Raw genomic sequence first — 16,450 nt, 5'->3', positions numbered from 1 at the left:
TCAAAACAATTTGAAACAAATTGCTTGGTAAAATATCCATATCAAAAGAAAAGGAAAAATCCAAAATGAGTACATTACTGAAACTGATTAAACAACATAAAGCAGGTGAAGTAGTAGGAATTTATTCCGTGTGTTCTGCACATCCTCTAGTTTTAGAGGCCTCATTATTACAAGCGAAGCAAGATAACACCCCATTATTGATTGAAGCGACGTCTAACCAAGTGGATCAGTTCGGTGGTTATACAGGAATGACGCCAGCAGATTTTCGTCATTTCGTTGAACAGCTTGCTGACCAAGTGGGTTTTCCGCGTGATCAATTAATTTTAGGGGGCGATCATTTAGGCCCTAATCGTTGGCAAGGATTGGCCGCAGATGAAGCAATGGCCAATGCCGAGAAACTGATTGAAGCTTATGTGGCAGCAGGATTTGAAAAAATTCACTTAGATTGCAGTATGTCTTGTAAAGGCGATCCAGTGCCATTGTCTGATGAAATTGTGGCAGAGCGTGCCGCGCGTTTGGCTGTAGTTGCAGAACAAACGGCAGCGAAAAATGGCTTTGCTGATCGTATCGTTTACATTGTTGGCACAGAAGTTCCTGTCCCAGGTGGTGAAGCAGAAGAAATCGCTGAATTAGAGGTAACTTCACCAAGTGCTGCGAAAGCCACTATTAATGCCCACCAACAAGCCTTTGCACGCGTTGGGTTAGAACATATTTGGCCACGCGTAATTGGTTTAGTGGTGCAGCCGGGCGTGGAATTTGATCACACTAAAGTGATTGATTTTATTCCAGAGAAAGTACAAGCCTTAAGCCAAGTGGTCAATGATTATGAAAATTTAGTGTTTGAAGCGCATTCTACTGATTATCAAACAGAAGAAGCTTACAAAGCCTTAGTAAAAAATCACTTTGCGATTTTAAAAGTTGGGCCGGCATTAACGTTTGCATTGCGTGAAGGTTTATATGCTTTATGTGCAATGGAAGACTATTTATTCCCAGCAGAGCAACGTTCCAACTTACTCGCTGTGCTTGAAGAGCAAATGTTAGCACACCCAGAAAACTGGCAAAAATATTATCACGGCACTGAATTAGAACAGCGTTTTGCAAGAAGTTTTAGCTTTAGTGATCGTATTCGTTATTACTGGACAAATCCTGAAATTGCTACGGCAGTGGAGAAATTGTTAGCGAATTTTGAAAATCTGGATATTCCATTACCACTATTAAGCCAATATTTACCAGAGCAATATGTTGCTGTGCGCGAAGGCACACTTGCACCACGCGGTAGAGAATTAGTGCTAGACAAAGTGCGTGCGGTTGTTCGCCAATACGCCTTAGCAAGTTTTTTCAATAAATAATTGAGGATAGATAAGATGACAAGTTATTTAGGATTTTCAGAAAGCGAATTAGTGGCAGGTAAAGCCATTATGACCGCAAAAGAAATTGAGCATCAGCCTCAGGCTTGGTTACAAGCATTACAGACAGTGGAAGCGCAACGTCAGCAAATCTTAGATTTCATTGCGCCTGTAATGAATGCGGCTAATGGACATGTGATTTTCACTGGTGCAGGAACCTCAGCTTTCGTGGGACATTCCTTACAGCCTTTCGTTTTAACCTTAACGGATAAACGTGTGGAATCCATTGCCACAACAGATATTGTGTCTAATCCTTACCAATATTTTGCACAGGACGTGCCAACCTTATTAATTTCTTTCGCACGTTCAGGTAACAGCCCTGAGAGTGTGGCTGCGGTAGAGTTAGCCAATCAGTGCTTAACTAATTGTTATCACTTATTCATTACTTGTAATGAGCAAGGTGCGTTATATCAAAATGCACAAAAAAATGACCGCACTTTAGCTTTATTAATGCCACCACAAACCAATGACGGCGGTTTTGCAATGACATCTAGCTTTAGCTCAATGATGTTATCAGCGCTTTCTGTGTTCTTATTGCCAAAAGGCTCAGTAGTTGAACAGCTACAATTTATTTGCGATGCCACAGAAAAATTGATCCCTCGTTATGTGGATTATGCTCGCCAACTTTCTAAGGTTGATATGGAACGCATTATCTATTTAGGTAGCGGTGGCTTACAAGGCCTTGCACAAGAATCTGCGTTGAAAATTTTGGAATTAACCGCAGGACGCATTGTGGCAACCTATGATTCACCACTCGGTTTCCGTCACGGGCCTAAATCTATTGTGAATCCTAAAACGGTGGTTGTAGAGTTTTTATCAAATCAACCTTATACCCGTTTATATGATCTTGATTTATATAATGAATTATGCAGAGATGGTATTGCAACACGCATTGTGTGCTTAACCGCACAATCGGGCGTAGAAGGACGAGATGTAGTGAATATCGCAGGCTTTGCTGATGCACCAGATTATGCACTATTGTTCCCGTACATTGTCTTTGCACAAATTAATTCATTTTATAGTTCGTTTACCCGTGGTATTACCACAGATAATCCTTGCCCAACAGGTGAAGTAAACCGTGTGGTTCAAGGCGTTATCATTCACCCATTTCATTCATAATTATTAAGGAGAGTTTTATGTCAACACCTAATATTGTCTGGACCCGTATTGATGAGCGTTTACTTCACGGTCAAATTAAAATTACTTGGGGTAAACATTCAGAAGCCAATTTGATTTTAGTGGCGAATGATGAAGCCGCAGAAGGTCCAAATGCTGCATTTATGCAAGCAGGAATGAAAGCCTCTGCAGGCGGGGAATATGCGGTGCGTTTTTTCACTATTCAAAAAACCATTGATGTTATTCATAAAGCATCACCACAACAAAAAATCTTTATTTTGTGCAACAACCCAACAGATGTAGCACGTTTGGTTGAAGGTGGGGTGCCAATTAAACATTGTAATATTGGTAATATGCACTTCCACGAAGGCAAAAACCAAATTACTAAAACTGTTTCAGTTGATGAAAAAGACCTTGACGCATTCCGTAGAATGGTAAATGCAGGTGTAACTTGCACTATCCAAAATACCCCAGATGCGCAGGAAATCGATATTAAACAATATCTTTAATTTACGATAAGGAGCGTTTATGTTTTACGAAGCATTATTAGTCGCAGTTTGGGCGTTTTTCTGCGGAATCGACAAATACGATGTCGCATTAAATATTCACCGTCCACTCATTACCGGGCCTGTTGTTGGCTTGATTATGGGCGATTTGCAATTAGGCTTAATCACTGGAGCAACCTTAGAGCTTGCGTGGTTAGGTTTAGTACCAAATGCAGGGGCTCAGCCACCTGATGTAACAATGGGAACCATTGCCGCGGTTGCCTTTGCGGTAATGACAGGACAATCTGCTGAAGTAGCAATGGGTGTAGGTATGCCTATTGCAGTATTGATGCAAATGTTAATTATCGGCTTCTTTGCGCTTACTTCTTTCACAATGGGTAAAGCTGATGAATATGCTGAGCAAGCCAATCCAAATGGGTTAGATTTTCTTCTCATTTCAACAATTTCTGTCCGTGCGTTACTATATGCTGTGGTGGCCTTTGTTACTGTTTACTTCGGTGAACACGCAGCCGAATGGATTAATACTCACACACCAACAGAGCTATTAAAAGGTCTTGGTTTAGGTGCGCGTCTTGTTCCAGCTATCGGTTTTGCGATGTTATTAAAAATTATGTGGTCAAAACAAATGGCAGGTGTGTTCTTTATCGGCTTTGTTGCAACCACGTATTTAAAACTTCCAATTATGGCAGTCGCAATTATTGGTGGTTCAATCGCCGTCCTTTATTTCTACTTCTCAGGTAACAGCAATAACAACAACCAATCTCAAGCACAGGAGTTCGAAGATGGAATCTAAAAATGTAAAAAATCAAGTAACAGAAAGCCTTGTTGATGATATTGACGCATATCAAGATCAAACTGTGCGTAAAGTGATTACAAAAGGTGATCTTTGGAAATGTGCAATCCGCGGTTTATTTATGGAAGGTAACTTCAACTTTGAGCGGATGCAAGCGGGTGGTTGGGCATATTCAATTATTCCTGCGTTGAAAAAAATTCACGGCAATAATAAATATGACTTAGCAAAATCACTAAAAAACCACTTACAATTTTTCAATGCGAGTCCGAAATTGTTCACTTTCTTGCTTGGTACAGCCATTGCAATGGAAGAGAACAAAGAAAAACCTTCTACCATTAATGTAATGAAAGTGGCAGGTATGGGACCAACAGGTGGGATTGGTGATGGGATTGACCATATGACCATTATGCCATTAACCCTTGCCTTAGGTTCTTCAATTGCAATGGAAGGATCGATTGCTGGCCCATTTGTGTTCTTTATCCTTTATCAAATTATGCACTTCTTCGTGTATTTCAGCTTAATGTTTATGGGATACAAAGCTGGTACGGCGGCAATGGTGAATATGAGTGATTCTACCGAGCGTCTTGCGAAAGCGGCAAATATTATGGGGATCTTCGTTATTGGGGCGTTGTGTGCCACCTTTATCAAGTTTAAAACCACAGCCACCATTACAATGGGGGGCAAAGCGGTGGAATTGCAATCGGCCTTGTTTGATAAAATTATGCCAAACTTATTGCCTTTAGCATTAGTCTTTTTAATGTTTAAATTAGTGAAAGGTACAGGCTTTTGGGCTAAACCACCAGTGCTTATCTTTAGCACCCTTGCCTTTGGTGTGATTGGGCATTTAATCGGTATTATTTAACATTTGGGATAAAGGAAAATGGGGGAAACCTCATTTTCCTTATCAATAGGATAAAGTAAGGATAACTTATGTTAGGTATTGTAGTATCAGGTCATATTAATTTTGCATCGGGAATGCGTTCTGCGGTAGAGGCCATTGTGGGCAAACAACCACAACTAGAATTTGTAGATTTTGTTGAATCAATGACAACAGATGAATTAGAAGCCGCATTACTTGCCGCAAAAGATCGCGTAAATACAGGCGATGGCGTGTTGTTTTTAGTTGATCTGTATGGTGGCTCTCCTTGCAATCGTGCAATTAACCTTCTATTAAAAGATGAAAATGTGGAGGTAGTGGCAGGCACGAATTTATCTATGATCGTTAATGCCGCACTTGAACGCGAAGAATTTAGCTTAGGTGAATTAACCGAGTTATTAGCGAATGGCGAATTTAGCCAAATTAAAAATTTACGTCAAGATTTAGCCGCACTTTCACAAGACGATGAAGGTGAATCGGACGGACTCTAATTATTTTGCTCACAACACAGAGGAAAAGTTATGACCCCTCAACAACAGCAAATTCTTGCATTGATGGAAAAAGTCTATCAATGGCAAGCAACTCATCAAACGCGCACCGTTATCCGCCGTACAGGGCGTGTACGTTTTATTAAAGATACGGATTGGGATCGCGCCGTATTTTGGGCGAGCGTTTCTAATGCGTGGAAAGTAACCGGTGCACAGACATTTTTAGATGGGGTATTAAATTATACCCTACACACGGGATTTCGCACTGGCCCTCACGCACGCTTTGCCGATGATTTAGTGTGTGCACAGCCTTACCTTGATGTGTATCCCCTATTTAATCAGCCAGAAGCCTTAGAGCCTACCCTAAACTTTGTTGAAGATATGCTAGCCAATCCAAAACCGGGACGAGAAGATTGGTGGTGGTGTGATTCATTATTTATGGCACCACAGGTTTTCTTCAGCTTATCCACCTTAACAGGCGACAGCAAATACCGTGATTATGCAAACCAAGCGTGGTGGGATTCGGTCGATCATTTGCAAGATAAAGAAACCGGCTTATTTTACCGTGATTATCGCTACATTCCTGATGGCAAAGGTGGTGAGTTACGTGAAGATAACGGTGAAAAAGTCTTCTGGGGACGTGGTGTAGGCTGGGTGATTGCAGCGATTCCACGTTTATTCCGTGATATGCCAGAAGACTACCCAGAACGCGAGCGTTATTCAACCCTATACCGCCAGCTTGCGGAAATTGTTTTGCCATTCCAGCACGAAGATGGCTTCTGGCGAGCAAGTTTACTTGATCCGCAAACTTTCCCTGCGAAAGAGAGCAGTGCAACGGCATTATTCTGCTACGCATTAGCTTGGGGGATTAATCAAGGCATTTTAGATCGTGCAACTTATTTGCCAGTGGTTGAAAAAGCGTGGGCAGCATTAGAAAGTGCGGTCAATTCTGAGGGCAAATTAGGCTGGATTCAGCTTCCTGCTTTCAATCCGCGTGAAGTGAAAGAAGAAGACAACATCGATTACGGTGTGGGTGCTTTCTTACTTGCAGGAGCAGAAATTTATCAATTACAAGCCGAATAACGGTAACTTTTAATTATTGAATTAAGGAAAGAAAAATGAAAATTGCATTAATGATGGAAAACAGCCAAGCGGCGAAAAATCCAATTATCTTAAATGAGTTAAAAAACGTGGTTGAGCCGAAAGGGCATAGCGTTTATAACGTGGGAATGAACAGCGAGCAAGATCACCACTTAACTTATATCCACTTAGGGATTATGGCGAGCATTTTATTAAACTCAAAAGCCGTTGATTTTGTGGTAACAGGTTGTGGTACAGGGCAAGGTGCATTAATGTCATTAAACCTGCACCCAGGTGTGGTGTGTGGTTACTGCTTAGAACCTGCTGACGCGTTCTTATTCGCACAAATCAATAACGGTAACGCATTATCTTTAGCTTTTGCCAAAGGATTTGGCTGGGGGGCAGAATTAAACGTGCGTTATATGTTTGAAAAAGCCTTTGAAGGTGAGCGTGGACAAGGCTATCCAGTAGAACGTCGTGAACCACAAGTACGTAATGCTGGCATCTTAAACCAAGTGAAAGCAGCGGTAGCAAAAGATAACTACTTAGATACCTTACGCGCTATCGATCCTGAATTGGTGAAAACAGCGGTAAGCGGTGAGCGCTTCCAACAATGCTTCTTCGACAACTGTCAAGATGACGCAATTCGTGCTTACGTTACTGAAGTATTAAATAGCTAATTTCGTTTTTGCTTTTTATGCAATGTAAGAGGGAAAAGGAAATTTCCCTCTTATCAGATAATTTTAGTTAAATTGAATTATCGTTTCCCTAACCTAACATTTCTTTCACATTAGGAGTTGTTTATGTGTCAATCTCAACCCGCTTATTTTCATATGATGGCAAAACCAAGTAGTTTCCATTGCAATATCAAATGTGAATACTGTTTTTATTTGGAAAAAGAGCAAGTCCTAACACATAACGTTCGCCTAATGTCTGACGATACTTTACGTCAATATACCAAAAACTACATTGAATCCCACGCAGGCGATCACGTTGATTTCGCGTGGCAAGGCGGTGAACCCACCTTACTCGGTTTGGATTTTTTTAAAAGAGCGGTGCAATTTCAGAAAGAATTTGCTAACGGCAAAACGATTACCAATGGTTTTCAAACCAATGGCATTGCGATTAATCGTCAATGGGCAGAATTTTTCAAAGAAAATAATTTTCTTATAGGGATTTCTGTGGATGGTTTAAGTGAGGTTCACGACCGCTATCGTATTTCTGTCAATGGGCAGCCCACATTTGAACGGGTGAAAAAAGCCATTGATCTATTAAAAGAATATGAAGTGGATTTTAATACGCTCACTGTAATTAATGATAAAAACTGGGATAAAGGACGGGAAACTTACCAAGCGTTGAAAGAGTTAGGCTCGACTTTTATGCAGTTTATTCCTATTGTTGAAGTGGCGAATTATTCCTTACAACGTTGTGATTATAGTCCTGGAAAAAATTATCGAATGGCTCCCTTTTCTGTACCAGCAGATGGCTACGGGCATTTCCTATTAGACGTGTTTACCGAATGGGTTCGACAAGATGTGGGGCGTATTTTCGTGCGTGAATTTGATAACTTACTTGGGCAATGGTTGGGTTATCCTTCCACCAGCTGTATTCATACGGAAACTTGTGGTACCGCAATGATCGTAGAAGCCAATGGAGATGTTTATTCTTGCGATCATTATGTTTATCCTGATTATCGTTTAGGTAATGTTAATAAACAGCCTCTCAATCAAATTGCACTTTCAACCAAGCAACAAAAATTTGGTAAGGCGAAAAAAGAAACGCTCACTAAAGCCTGCGAAAAATGTGATGTGAGAATGATTTGTCAAGGCGGGTGTCCGAAGCATCGTATTGTGAATTTGAAAGGGGAAAAATTTAAACAAAATTATCTTTGTCCTTCTTACCAACTCTTCTTCCGTCAAACCGCACCTTTGATGCACCGTATGCGGGAAATTATTCAGCGTGGCGGGTTGGCTGAAGATATTATGAAAATAATCAACTAAAATCAAAGGAGATCATAATGAAACGCTCGTTACTTAGTCAGTGTTTATTATCCGCATTGGTTGTTGGTGCTGCGGCTCAGCCTGTTTACGCACACAGCCAAGATCCTCAAAAACCGAACGTGCTGGTTATTGTAATGGACGATTTAGGCACAGGCCAGCTTGATTTCGCCATTGACAGTTTAGACAAGAACGAATTAAGCAAACGCCCTGTTGCTGCTCGTTATCAAGGTGATTTAGATAAAATGATTGATGCCGCACAGCGTGCAATGCCGAATGTGTCTAAATTAGCCGCTACTGGGGTAAAAATGACCAATGCGTTCGTTGCTCACCCTGTTTGTGGCCCATCTCGTGCAGGGATTTTGACAGGACGTTATCCAGCGTCCTTTGGTATTTATAGTAATGATGATTCTTTCAACGGTATTCCACTTGATGTGAAGCTGTTGCCAGCGTTATTCCAAGAAAATGGCTATGCCACGGCGAATATTGGTAAATACCATAACGCTCGAGTGAATAAAGACAGAAAAATTGGACGTATCACTAAGCCTGATGATGTAAAAACCCGTGATTACCACGATAACTTCTCATCTGTACCAGATAAAGGTTATTTCCCAACGGATCGCGGTTTTGATTATTCTTACAGCTATTTTGTATCAGGGGCAGCATTGTGGAATTCCCCAGCACTATGGCGTAATGACAAGCCAATCGAAGCACCGGGCTATTTAACCCATAATTTAACCAATGAAGCACTGCAATTTATTGATAAAACAGGCGATAAACCGTTTTTCTTAAATCTCGCTTATAGCGTACCACACATTCCATTGGAAGAGGCATCACCTGCCAAATATATGGATCGTTTCAATACAGGGAATGTGGAAGCCGATAAATATTTTGCGGCGATCAATGCGGCTGATGAGGGCATTGGCAAAATTATCGACAAATTAAAAGCTGACGGCAAATTAGATAACACCATTATTTTCTTCTTATCCGACAATGGTTCGGTTCACGAAGCACCAATGCCATTAAATGGAATGGATCGTGGCTTTAAAGGACAAATGTATAACGGTGGTGTGCGAGTGCCATTCATCGTTTCTTGGCCGGGACACATTCCAGCGGATACCAAAAATGACAGCTTAATTTCTGCGGTAGATATTCTGCCAACAGCACTGAAAGCAGCGAATATTAAAGTGCCAGCGTCTTTAAAACTTGATGGTCGTGATATTTTGCCAGTGTTAGAAGGCAAAGAAAAAGTTTCACCGCATAAATATCTCTATTGGGCGGGGCCAGGTGCGAAACATTATAGTGAGGATAACCAAAAATTCTGGGCGGATTATTGGAAATATATCACCTATAACACCAATGACGCACCGAAAAATCCAAACTTAGAAAAACTCTCGAAAAGCTCGTGGGCGATTCGCGATCAAGATTGGGCGTTATACTTCTACAATGATGGAAGTAACAAACTTCATCTTTATCACGACAAAGTTGACCCAGCAGAGAGCCAAGATGTGGCAGATAAATATCCAGAAAAAGTAAAAGAATTGCAAAAAGCATTTTACGACTGGATCAGCACACAACCAAAACCAATGGCGTGGAATCCTGAAGAATTCCAAGCGATTGAGGCTTCAGCAAAAGCAAAATAATCTGATGAATCAGCCACTGTTATGGTGGCTGATTTTTTTGAGGAAGAATGATGACAAAAATTACGCTCAGTGTTTTAGATCAAAATAGCAACATCAAAATTTGCAAAAGTGCTTTTGACTTTTTAATGCTCACTTATAAAGGTGAATATCAAGCGGGCGATGTGATCCGTATTGAGGTAGATAATCCCCCTTGTTATTTAAAGTTGCGTTTAGAGGATAGCTTAGAAAGTTGCCTTATTTATGTAACGGAAAACCTTTTTGAGTTTCAAATTCCGTTTGGTGATCAAACACGCTTATACAATAGTGATAAAGCATTCCAAGGCGGGCTGCATTTCCTCTGGGTTCGCAGTGCGAGAGAGTATGAAATTAACCAATATGGCAATCTAGCGTTTAACCCTTATTGCCAACCTCAGCAAAAAGGTGTGTATCCACAAATTAGTAGTAATATTGTGCCAAGCAATATTCGCTTTGCCCCTTATAATGTGATTGATGGCATTTTTGATAGTAATGCACACGGTTCTTATCCTTTTACCTCTTGGAGCAACGCCCAATCCCCTAATGCACAATTAAAAATCGATTTTGGACGAACAGTAGAAATTGACGGCTTGATTTTGATGTTAAGAGCGGATTTTCCTCACGATGCGTGGTGGGAAAGTTTGAGTGTACATTTTTCTGATGGTAGCGAAGAAATCTTGCATTTAAGCCGAACAGGGCAACCGCAGACATTTTCTTTCAAGCAACGACAAAGTGATTTTATTTTGCTGACTAATTTTATAAAAGGTGAAGACAAATCCCCTTTTACTGCTCTAACGCAAATTGAGGTATTAGGGCAGAATATTAGAATACAGCATAGCGAGAAATAAGAAAATGAAAGTAGGAGGAGGCTTCTAACATATTATATTCCTATTTTTTTAATATATCATTTCGTTTTCTTTCATTTATCTTTGTTTAAGGCTATAATTGATACAATATAAAACCGGTCAAAGGAAAAAAGATGAAAAGTGCAATTGAAAGACGAATGGAGATTGTCGCAATAGTCAATAAAAATTCTTCTGCCCGTGTGGAAGATTTGGCTGAAACCTTTTCTGTTTCTACCGTTACTATTCGGCAAGATCTCAATTTTTTAGAAAAAAATGGCTATATTGTGCGTTCACACGGTGGTGCTGTACCAAATAAAGGAATGATCGCAGAATTAAGCAATGCCGAAAAAAGACATCGTAATTTAGGGGCAAAAAATAAGATTGCGGAAGCCGCGCTAAAACTGATTAATGACGATGATATTATTATTTTAGATTCAGGAACGACCACGCGAGAAATTGCTGCTGCGTTGAAAAAATCCACAGTGAAAAATGTGCTGGTAATGACAAATGGACTGGATATTGCTTCTGAATTAGCCGATGCGGAAAATGTGGAAGTGCTAATGACAGGCGGGAAATTACGCAAAAATGCGATGTCTTTCTCTGGCCCACAAGCAGATGCCAGTTTAGCAAATTACTGTTTTAGCAAGGTTTTTCTTGGTGTTGATGGGTTTGATATTCAGGCAGGCATTACCACTCACAATGAGCAAGAAGCCAACTTAAACCGCATTATGTGTGAGATTTCTAATCAAGTGATTGCGGTAACGGATTCCAGTAAATTTGGTAAAAAAAGTTGCCACGTTATCCGCAAATTTGCCGATATTGATGTATTAATTACCGATTCTGGAATTTCTCCCGAATATTTGACCGCACTTCAGGAAAATAATATTGAAGTGATTATTGTAGATTAAGAGGAAAAAACAATGCGTTATGCCATTAAACCTGAAAAAGTGATGACTTCATCAGGGGAATTACTGAATAAATATGTGGTGATAAATCAAGGCAAAATAGAAAGTATCCAAGAAGAAAAGCCTGTTGATTGCGATGTGCATTATTATCCCGACAGCTATCTTTCCGCAGGGTTTATTGATGTGCATATTCACGGCCGCGCTGGGGCAGATGTGATGGACGAAAACGACACTGCGCTGGCTACCATTGCACAAGCGCTACCACAAACTGGGGTTACCGCGTGGGTGGGAACAACGGTTTCAGCGCCTTGGCAAAATATTCTTTCATCAATGCAACGAATGAAAGATTACATTCAACAAGGCAAGCAATCGGGCGCAGAATTATTGGGTAGCTTTATGGAAGGGCCATATTTCACCGAGCGCCATCGTGGCTCGCACCCAACTGAATATTTAATGCCGCCAACGATTCCACAATTAGAAGAATTATTACAAATTTCCGACCGCACTTTGCTGCGTGTTGCCATTGCGCCTGAAATTGAAAATGCAGAACCTGCTATTAAATGGTTGGTAGAAAATGGCGTGAAGGTGTCTGTGGCACACACTAACGCCACCTTTGAGCAAGTGACCAAAGCCTATTATTTAGGAGCAGATTGCGGTGTGCATTTATTTAATGGAATGAGTGCTTTACATCACCGTGAGCCGGGTTGTACGGGGGCGGTGTTATATCACGATATGCTGGCGGAAATTATTGCAGACGGCATTCACGTTCACCCAGCCGTATTAAATTTAGCTTATAAATTAAAAACTTACCGCAGAATGGTGTTGATCACAGATTGTATGCGCGCAGGCGGCTTGCCAGATGGCGAGTACACGTTAGGTGTGCAAACTGTACGGGTAGAAAACGGTCAAGCGAGAACCTTTGACGGTTCCCTTGCAGGCAGCACTTGTAGCCTAGATCAGGCCTTACGCAATATGGTATTTAAAGCTGATGTGCCTGTATGGGAAGCCATTCAAATGGTTACCACCATTCCCGCCACTTATTTAGGTGTGGCAGATCGCATTGGTGATATTGCTGTCGGCAAAGAAGCAAATTTCACGTTATTAAACAAAGAATTACAAGTTCAAGCCACTTATATTCAAGGTGAACAAGTTTATAAGTGCGGTGAAAAATTTTAAGATTTTTATATTTACAAAGATGGAGAGAAAACAATGTCAAAGTTAAGAACTGAACGTTTAAAAAAATTATGTAGCCAAGACAATTTAATTGCGGCGCTCGCCATTGACCAGCGTGGCGCATTACGCCGTATGCTTGGTGAATCTGCAAGCAATGAACAACTTGCAGAGTTTAAAGTATTGGTGTCTGAATACTTAACCCCTTATGCCTCATCTATTTTGCTTGACCCAGAAGTGGGCTGGAAAGCGGCTGAAAAACGTGCTGCTAACGCAGGCTTATTAATGGCTTATGAAAAAACTGGTTACGACAAAACCCAACCAGGACGTTACCCTGACTTAATTGACGATGTTTCCGTGCAACGCTTAAAAGCGAAAGGCGCAGACGGCATCAAATTATTGCTTTATATCGATATTGACGAAGGCAAAGAAGTGAATGATCGCAAAGAAGCCTTTGTAGAACGCGTGGCTTCAGAATGTAAAGCAGAAGAAATGCCATTCTTCCTAGAGCTTGTGAGCTATGACGCGAATATTTCTGATCCGAAAGAATATGCGAAAATCAAACCGCGCAAAGTGATCGAAGCAATGAAATTATTCTCCGAGCCACGTTTTGGCGTTGACGTATTAAAAGTGGAAGTGCCAGTGGATATGAAATTTGTCGAAGGTTTCGCAGAGCAAGATGCGGTATATAGCCAAGCACAAGCGAAAGCGTACTTCAAAGAACAAAGCGATGCCACCGAAATTCCATTTATCTTCTTAAGTGCAGGTGTGAGCGCACAATTATTCTTAGACACGCTACGCTTTGCTAAAGATGCAGGTTGTGATTTCAACGGCGTATTATGCGGACGTGCTACTTGGGCAGGTGCTGCGGAAATCTTTAAAGCAGAAGGTGCAGAAGCAGCAAAACAATGGTTACTCAACGAAGGTAAAGCCAACATTGAAGCCCTTAATGCTGTATTAAAAGAAACAGCACAGCCGTTAGAGATTTAATCTGATGGCGTGATGCGGAGAAGATACATAGAAAAAGAGCGGTCTATTTTAGACCGCTTTTCTTATTTGAAACATTGTTTTGAAAAATTTTAGATCAAGATCACAAAATCAAAACTTATTCATAGACTGAAACTTCATTCTAGTTTAGATTTGACCTGAATTCTGTTTGAACAGGAGAAATGGAATGAAAGTTTTGCACAATATGCATCCAGAGGATGCTAAACATTATGATTCACAAAGATTGCGCGATGCTTTTCTTTGTGAAGATTTATTTCAGCTTAATAAGATTAATGTAGTATATAGCCATATCGATCGTTTAGTCGCTTTAGGCATAGTACCAAATGGGGCAGAAAAATTATTTTTGGATCAAGTGATTGATAAAAAATCTTTTGGTACGGATTTCTTTTTGCAACGTCGTGAGTTAGGTATTATTAATCTAGGTGGCCCAGCACTAATTGAAACAGAGCAAGAGAGCTACACCTTAGCGCATTTCGATGCACTGTATTTAGGTAAAGAAACGGAAAATATCGTTTTTTCTTCTCTTGATACAAAACAACCTGCAGTTTTATACGGATTAAGCGTTCCCGCCCATCATCAATTCCCAAATAAACTTATCAAATATGCCGAAGCACGGAAAGTTAAACTCGGCTCCTTAGAGAATGCAAATGCTAGGACGATTAATCAATATTTGCATCCCGATATTCTGCCAACTTGCCAACTTTGTATGGGAATGACGGAATTAGAGACTGGTAGTGTATGGAATACAATGCCAGCGCATACTCACGAACGTCGTATGGAAGCTTATCTTTATTTTGATATTGCACCAGATCAAGTAGTTTTTCATTTCTTAGGAGAGCCACAAGAAACTCGCCATATTGTAGTGCGAGATAAACAATTAATTATTTCACCAAGCTGGTCAATTCACTCAGGCTGCGGTACAAAAAATTATCGTTTTGTGTGGGGAATGGCAGGTGAAAATCAGACATTTGATGATATGGATTTCATTGAGATGAATGATTTACGTTAAATGCTTATGACCATAAATATCAATCTTTTTACTACTAATCTATGAGGAGTTAAGTATGAAATTATTCAAATTATCTAAGAAAGCATTGTTATTGGTTACTGCGATGGGAGCAATGTGTTCATCTTATACCCTAGCAGCGACTGAGATTAAAGTTTCTTTTAATCAATCAGATAAACACCCTCAGTATCAGGCTCTGCAACAATTTGGTGAGCAGCTCACTAAAGCGACAGATGGACGTTATAAAGTGAGTGTTTTTCCAAATGAATTATTAGGTGATCAGCGAGCATCATTAGAACTAGTACAAAATGGTGCGATTCAAATGGCAGTGGTAGCAAATCCATTAGTTGAAAATTACGATAAAACCTTTGCTGTATTGGGTATTCCATATGTATATGCGAATACAGCGCACCAAGAGAAAGTATTTACTTCTGGTATTTTAGATGATTTGTTTGCATCAACACAGAAATTTGGTTTTGAAGTGCTTACTGCCTATACAGCTGGTGCGAGAAGCCTTTACACCAAAGATGCTCCAATTAAAACCAAAGCTGAATTAAAAGGCAAAAAAATCCGTGTTTTACAATCTGATACTATGATTAAAATGCTTTCTTGTATGGGAGGAACGGGGGTTCCAATGAACCAAGGTGAAGTTTATACCGCAATTCAGCAAGGTGTGTTAGATGGTGCAGAAAATAATGAGATTACTTATGCAGATCTAAAACAATATGAAGTCGCCCCTTATTTTTCTCGTACAGGGCATTTACGAGTCGCTGATTTATTAGTTGTGAGCGATATGTTCTTATCTACAATGACACCACAAGATCAAGCGACATTGAAAAAGCTAGCAAAAGAGAGTACAAAAACTGAATTTGAACTTTGGAATGCTCAAATTAAAAAAGCAGAAGAGTTAGCGAAAGAAAAAGGAGCGACTTTTGTGGAAGTGGATACCACCGAATTCCAACAAAGTTGTCAACCATTGCAAGAAGAGCTAATTAAAACACCAGCTCAGAAAGCACTCTATGAAAAAATTATTGCATTGAAATAAAACATTATGGGATAGATAGTTGATATCTATCCCTTATTTATTGGGAGAGAATAGCATGTATATTCTGTTTGGAATTAAAAAAATTATTGATCGCCTACTCGAAGGTATTTGTATTTTTATTGTTGCGTTAATGACAATCTTAATTACTTATCAAGTAGTTTCGAGATATGTATTTAATAGCCCAAGTGCAGTGAGTGAAATTCTCTCTCGGTATCTTTTTGTTTGGCTTATTCTTTTTGCAGGAGCTTATGTTTTTGGATTAAGAGAGCATATGGAGATTGCTTTTCTAAAAAATAAACTTTCAGCGAAAGGACAAATTATTGCTAATACCATAGCTGAATTGGCAATTGCGGCTTTTGCTATTGGTGTAATGATTTTTGGTGGTTATAGTGCAACCTTACGTCAGATGTTCCAATTGGATTCAGCATTACAAATTCCAATGGGATTTATTTATTCTGCGATTCCAATTAGCGGGATATTGATTGTGTTTTATGTTATTTGTAATTTAATAAAATTTTATCAGCCTAATGAAAAATAGATTATAGAGAGG

At 40.0% G+C, this 16,450-nt stretch carries 17 protein-coding genes; all 17 read left to right on the top strand.

Annotated features, from left to right (window positions below):
* The first annotated feature begins 65 nt into the window (after positions 1 to 65).
* Positions 66 to 1,349: a tagatose-bisphosphate aldolase subunit KbaZ gene (gene kbaZ, locus L5B76_RS08455; RefSeq protein WP_265755048.1), complete on the top strand. Its 1,284-nt coding sequence runs from the start codon at positions 66 to 68 to the stop codon at positions 1,347 to 1,349.
* Positions 1,350 to 1,364: 15 nt separating this feature from the next.
* Positions 1,365 to 2,525, top strand: a complete 1,161-nt coding sequence (locus tag L5B76_RS08450) for an SIS domain-containing protein (protein ID WP_265755047.1) — start codon at positions 1,365 to 1,367, stop codon at positions 2,523 to 2,525.
* Positions 2,526 to 2,542: 17 nt separating this feature from the next.
* Positions 2,543 to 3,031, top strand: a complete 489-nt coding sequence (gene agaV, locus L5B76_RS08445; RefSeq protein ID WP_265755046.1) for a PTS N-acetylgalactosamine transporter subunit IIB — start codon at positions 2,543 to 2,545, stop codon at positions 3,029 to 3,031.
* A gap of 19 nt (positions 3,032 to 3,050) precedes the next feature.
* Positions 3,051 to 3,821, top strand: a complete 771-nt coding sequence (agaW, locus tag L5B76_RS08440; protein WP_265755045.1) for a PTS N-acetylgalactosamine transporter subunit IIC — start codon at positions 3,051 to 3,053, stop codon at positions 3,819 to 3,821.
* Positions 3,811 to 4,683, top strand: coding sequence for a PTS system mannose/fructose/sorbose family transporter subunit IID (locus L5B76_RS08435; protein ID WP_265755043.1), 873 nt, complete (start codon positions 3,811 to 3,813; stop codon positions 4,681 to 4,683). Before agaW ends, L5B76_RS08435 begins: the two co-directional genes overlap by 11 nt.
* 68 nt (positions 4,684 to 4,751) lie before the next feature.
* Positions 4,752 to 5,189, top strand: a complete 438-nt coding sequence (agaF, locus tag L5B76_RS08430) for a PTS galactosamine/N-acetylgalactosamine transporter subunit IIA (RefSeq protein WP_265755041.1) — start codon at positions 4,752 to 4,754, stop codon at positions 5,187 to 5,189.
* 30 nt (positions 5,190 to 5,219) lie between these two features.
* Positions 5,220 to 6,269, top strand: a complete 1,050-nt coding sequence (locus L5B76_RS08425) for a glycoside hydrolase family 88/105 protein (protein ID WP_265755039.1) — start codon at positions 5,220 to 5,222, stop codon at positions 6,267 to 6,269.
* Positions 6,270 to 6,304: 35 nt separating this feature from the next.
* Complete coding sequence (locus L5B76_RS08420; RefSeq protein ID WP_265755038.1) at positions 6,305 to 6,946, top strand: RpiB/LacA/LacB family sugar-phosphate isomerase; 642 nt, start codon at positions 6,305 to 6,307, stop codon at positions 6,944 to 6,946.
* A 123-nt stretch (positions 6,947 to 7,069) separates the two neighbouring features.
* Positions 7,070 to 8,266 carry an anaerobic sulfatase maturase gene (locus L5B76_RS08415; RefSeq protein WP_103853296.1) on the top strand — a complete coding sequence of 399 codons (1,197 nt, stop codon included), beginning with the start codon at positions 7,070 to 7,072 and terminating at the stop codon, positions 8,264 to 8,266.
* 17 nt (positions 8,267 to 8,283) lie between these two features.
* Positions 8,284 to 9,906, top strand: a complete 1,623-nt coding sequence (locus L5B76_RS08410) for a sulfatase family protein (RefSeq protein ID WP_017806045.1) — start codon at positions 8,284 to 8,286, stop codon at positions 9,904 to 9,906.
* 47 nt (positions 9,907 to 9,953) lie between these two features.
* Positions 9,954 to 10,769, top strand: a complete 816-nt coding sequence (locus L5B76_RS08405; protein WP_126373157.1) for a carbohydrate-binding protein — start codon at positions 9,954 to 9,956, stop codon at positions 10,767 to 10,769.
* A gap of 131 nt (positions 10,770 to 10,900) precedes the next feature.
* Positions 10,901 to 11,674: a transcriptional repressor AgaR gene (gene agaR, locus L5B76_RS08400; RefSeq protein WP_103853293.1), complete on the top strand. Its 774-nt coding sequence runs from the start codon at positions 10,901 to 10,903 to the stop codon at positions 11,672 to 11,674.
* Positions 11,675 to 11,686: 12 nt separating this feature from the next.
* Positions 11,687 to 12,847 (top strand): N-acetylglucosamine-6-phosphate deacetylase, encoded by a 1,161-nt coding sequence (gene nagA / locus L5B76_RS08395; RefSeq protein ID WP_103853292.1) that lies wholly within the window; start codon positions 11,687 to 11,689, stop codon positions 12,845 to 12,847.
* Between the two features lie 33 nt (positions 12,848 to 12,880).
* Positions 12,881 to 13,831, top strand: coding sequence for a tagatose 1,6-diphosphate aldolase (locus L5B76_RS08390; RefSeq protein WP_265755033.1), 951 nt, complete (start codon positions 12,881 to 12,883; stop codon positions 13,829 to 13,831).
* 184 nt (positions 13,832 to 14,015) lie between these two features.
* Entirely contained in the window at positions 14,016 to 14,858 is an 843-nt protein-coding gene (gene kduI / locus L5B76_RS08385; RefSeq protein ID WP_115249128.1) for a 5-dehydro-4-deoxy-D-glucuronate isomerase, read from the top strand.
* A 55-nt stretch (positions 14,859 to 14,913) separates the two neighbouring features.
* Entirely contained in the window at positions 14,914 to 15,900 is a 987-nt protein-coding gene (locus L5B76_RS08380; RefSeq protein WP_115249129.1) for a TRAP transporter substrate-binding protein, read from the top strand.
* 55 nt (positions 15,901 to 15,955) lie between these two features.
* The gene (locus L5B76_RS08375) at positions 15,956 to 16,438 is read left to right on the top strand and encodes a TRAP transporter small permease (RefSeq protein ID WP_197717457.1); all 483 of its coding nucleotides are present in this window, start codon (positions 15,956 to 15,958) and stop codon (positions 16,436 to 16,438) included.
* Positions 16,439 to 16,450: the final 12 nt, after the last annotated feature.

This window comes from Avibacterium sp. 21-594, from assembly GCF_026226815.1.
Lineage (GTDB): Bacteria > Pseudomonadota > Gammaproteobacteria > Enterobacterales > Pasteurellaceae > Avibacterium > Avibacterium avium.
Note: the sequence above shows the minus strand (reverse complement) of the source record. Positions and strands in the feature narration are given on the sequence as shown.

Coding starts and splice junctions, on each gene's coding strand:
- L5B76_RS08380 (WP_115249129.1), top strand. CDS start 14,914: ATGAAATTATTCAAATTATCTAAGAAAGCATTGTTATTGGTTACTGCG.
- agaW (WP_265755045.1), top strand. CDS start 3,051: ATGTTTTACGAAGCATTATTAGTCGCAGTTTGGGCGTTTTTCTGCGGA.
- L5B76_RS08425 (WP_265755039.1), top strand. CDS start 5,220: ATGACCCCTCAACAACAGCAAATTCTTGCATTGATGGAAAAAGTCTAT.
- L5B76_RS08375 (WP_197717457.1), top strand. CDS start 15,956: ATGTATATTCTGTTTGGAATTAAAAAAATTATTGATCGCCTACTCGAA.
- L5B76_RS08450 (WP_265755047.1), top strand. CDS start 1,365: ATGACAAGTTATTTAGGATTTTCAGAAAGCGAATTAGTGGCAGGTAAA.
- L5B76_RS08415 (WP_103853296.1), top strand. CDS start 7,070: ATGTGTCAATCTCAACCCGCTTATTTTCATATGATGGCAAAACCAAGT.
- agaV (WP_265755046.1), top strand. CDS start 2,543: ATGTCAACACCTAATATTGTCTGGACCCGTATTGATGAGCGTTTACTT.
- L5B76_RS08405 (WP_126373157.1), top strand. CDS start 9,954: ATGATGACAAAAATTACGCTCAGTGTTTTAGATCAAAATAGCAACATC.
- agaR (WP_103853293.1), top strand. CDS start 10,901: ATGAAAAGTGCAATTGAAAGACGAATGGAGATTGTCGCAATAGTCAAT.
- nagA (WP_103853292.1), top strand. CDS start 11,687: ATGCGTTATGCCATTAAACCTGAAAAAGTGATGACTTCATCAGGGGAA.
- L5B76_RS08390 (WP_265755033.1), top strand. CDS start 12,881: ATGTCAAAGTTAAGAACTGAACGTTTAAAAAAATTATGTAGCCAAGAC.
- kduI (WP_115249128.1), top strand. CDS start 14,016: ATGAAAGTTTTGCACAATATGCATCCAGAGGATGCTAAACATTATGAT.
- L5B76_RS08410 (WP_017806045.1), top strand. CDS start 8,284: ATGAAACGCTCGTTACTTAGTCAGTGTTTATTATCCGCATTGGTTGTT.
- kbaZ (WP_265755048.1), top strand. CDS start 66: ATGAGTACATTACTGAAACTGATTAAACAACATAAAGCAGGTGAAGTA.
- L5B76_RS08435 (WP_265755043.1), top strand. CDS start 3,811: ATGGAATCTAAAAATGTAAAAAATCAAGTAACAGAAAGCCTTGTTGAT.
- agaF (WP_265755041.1), top strand. CDS start 4,752: ATGTTAGGTATTGTAGTATCAGGTCATATTAATTTTGCATCGGGAATG.
- L5B76_RS08420 (WP_265755038.1), top strand. CDS start 6,305: ATGAAAATTGCATTAATGATGGAAAACAGCCAAGCGGCGAAAAATCCA.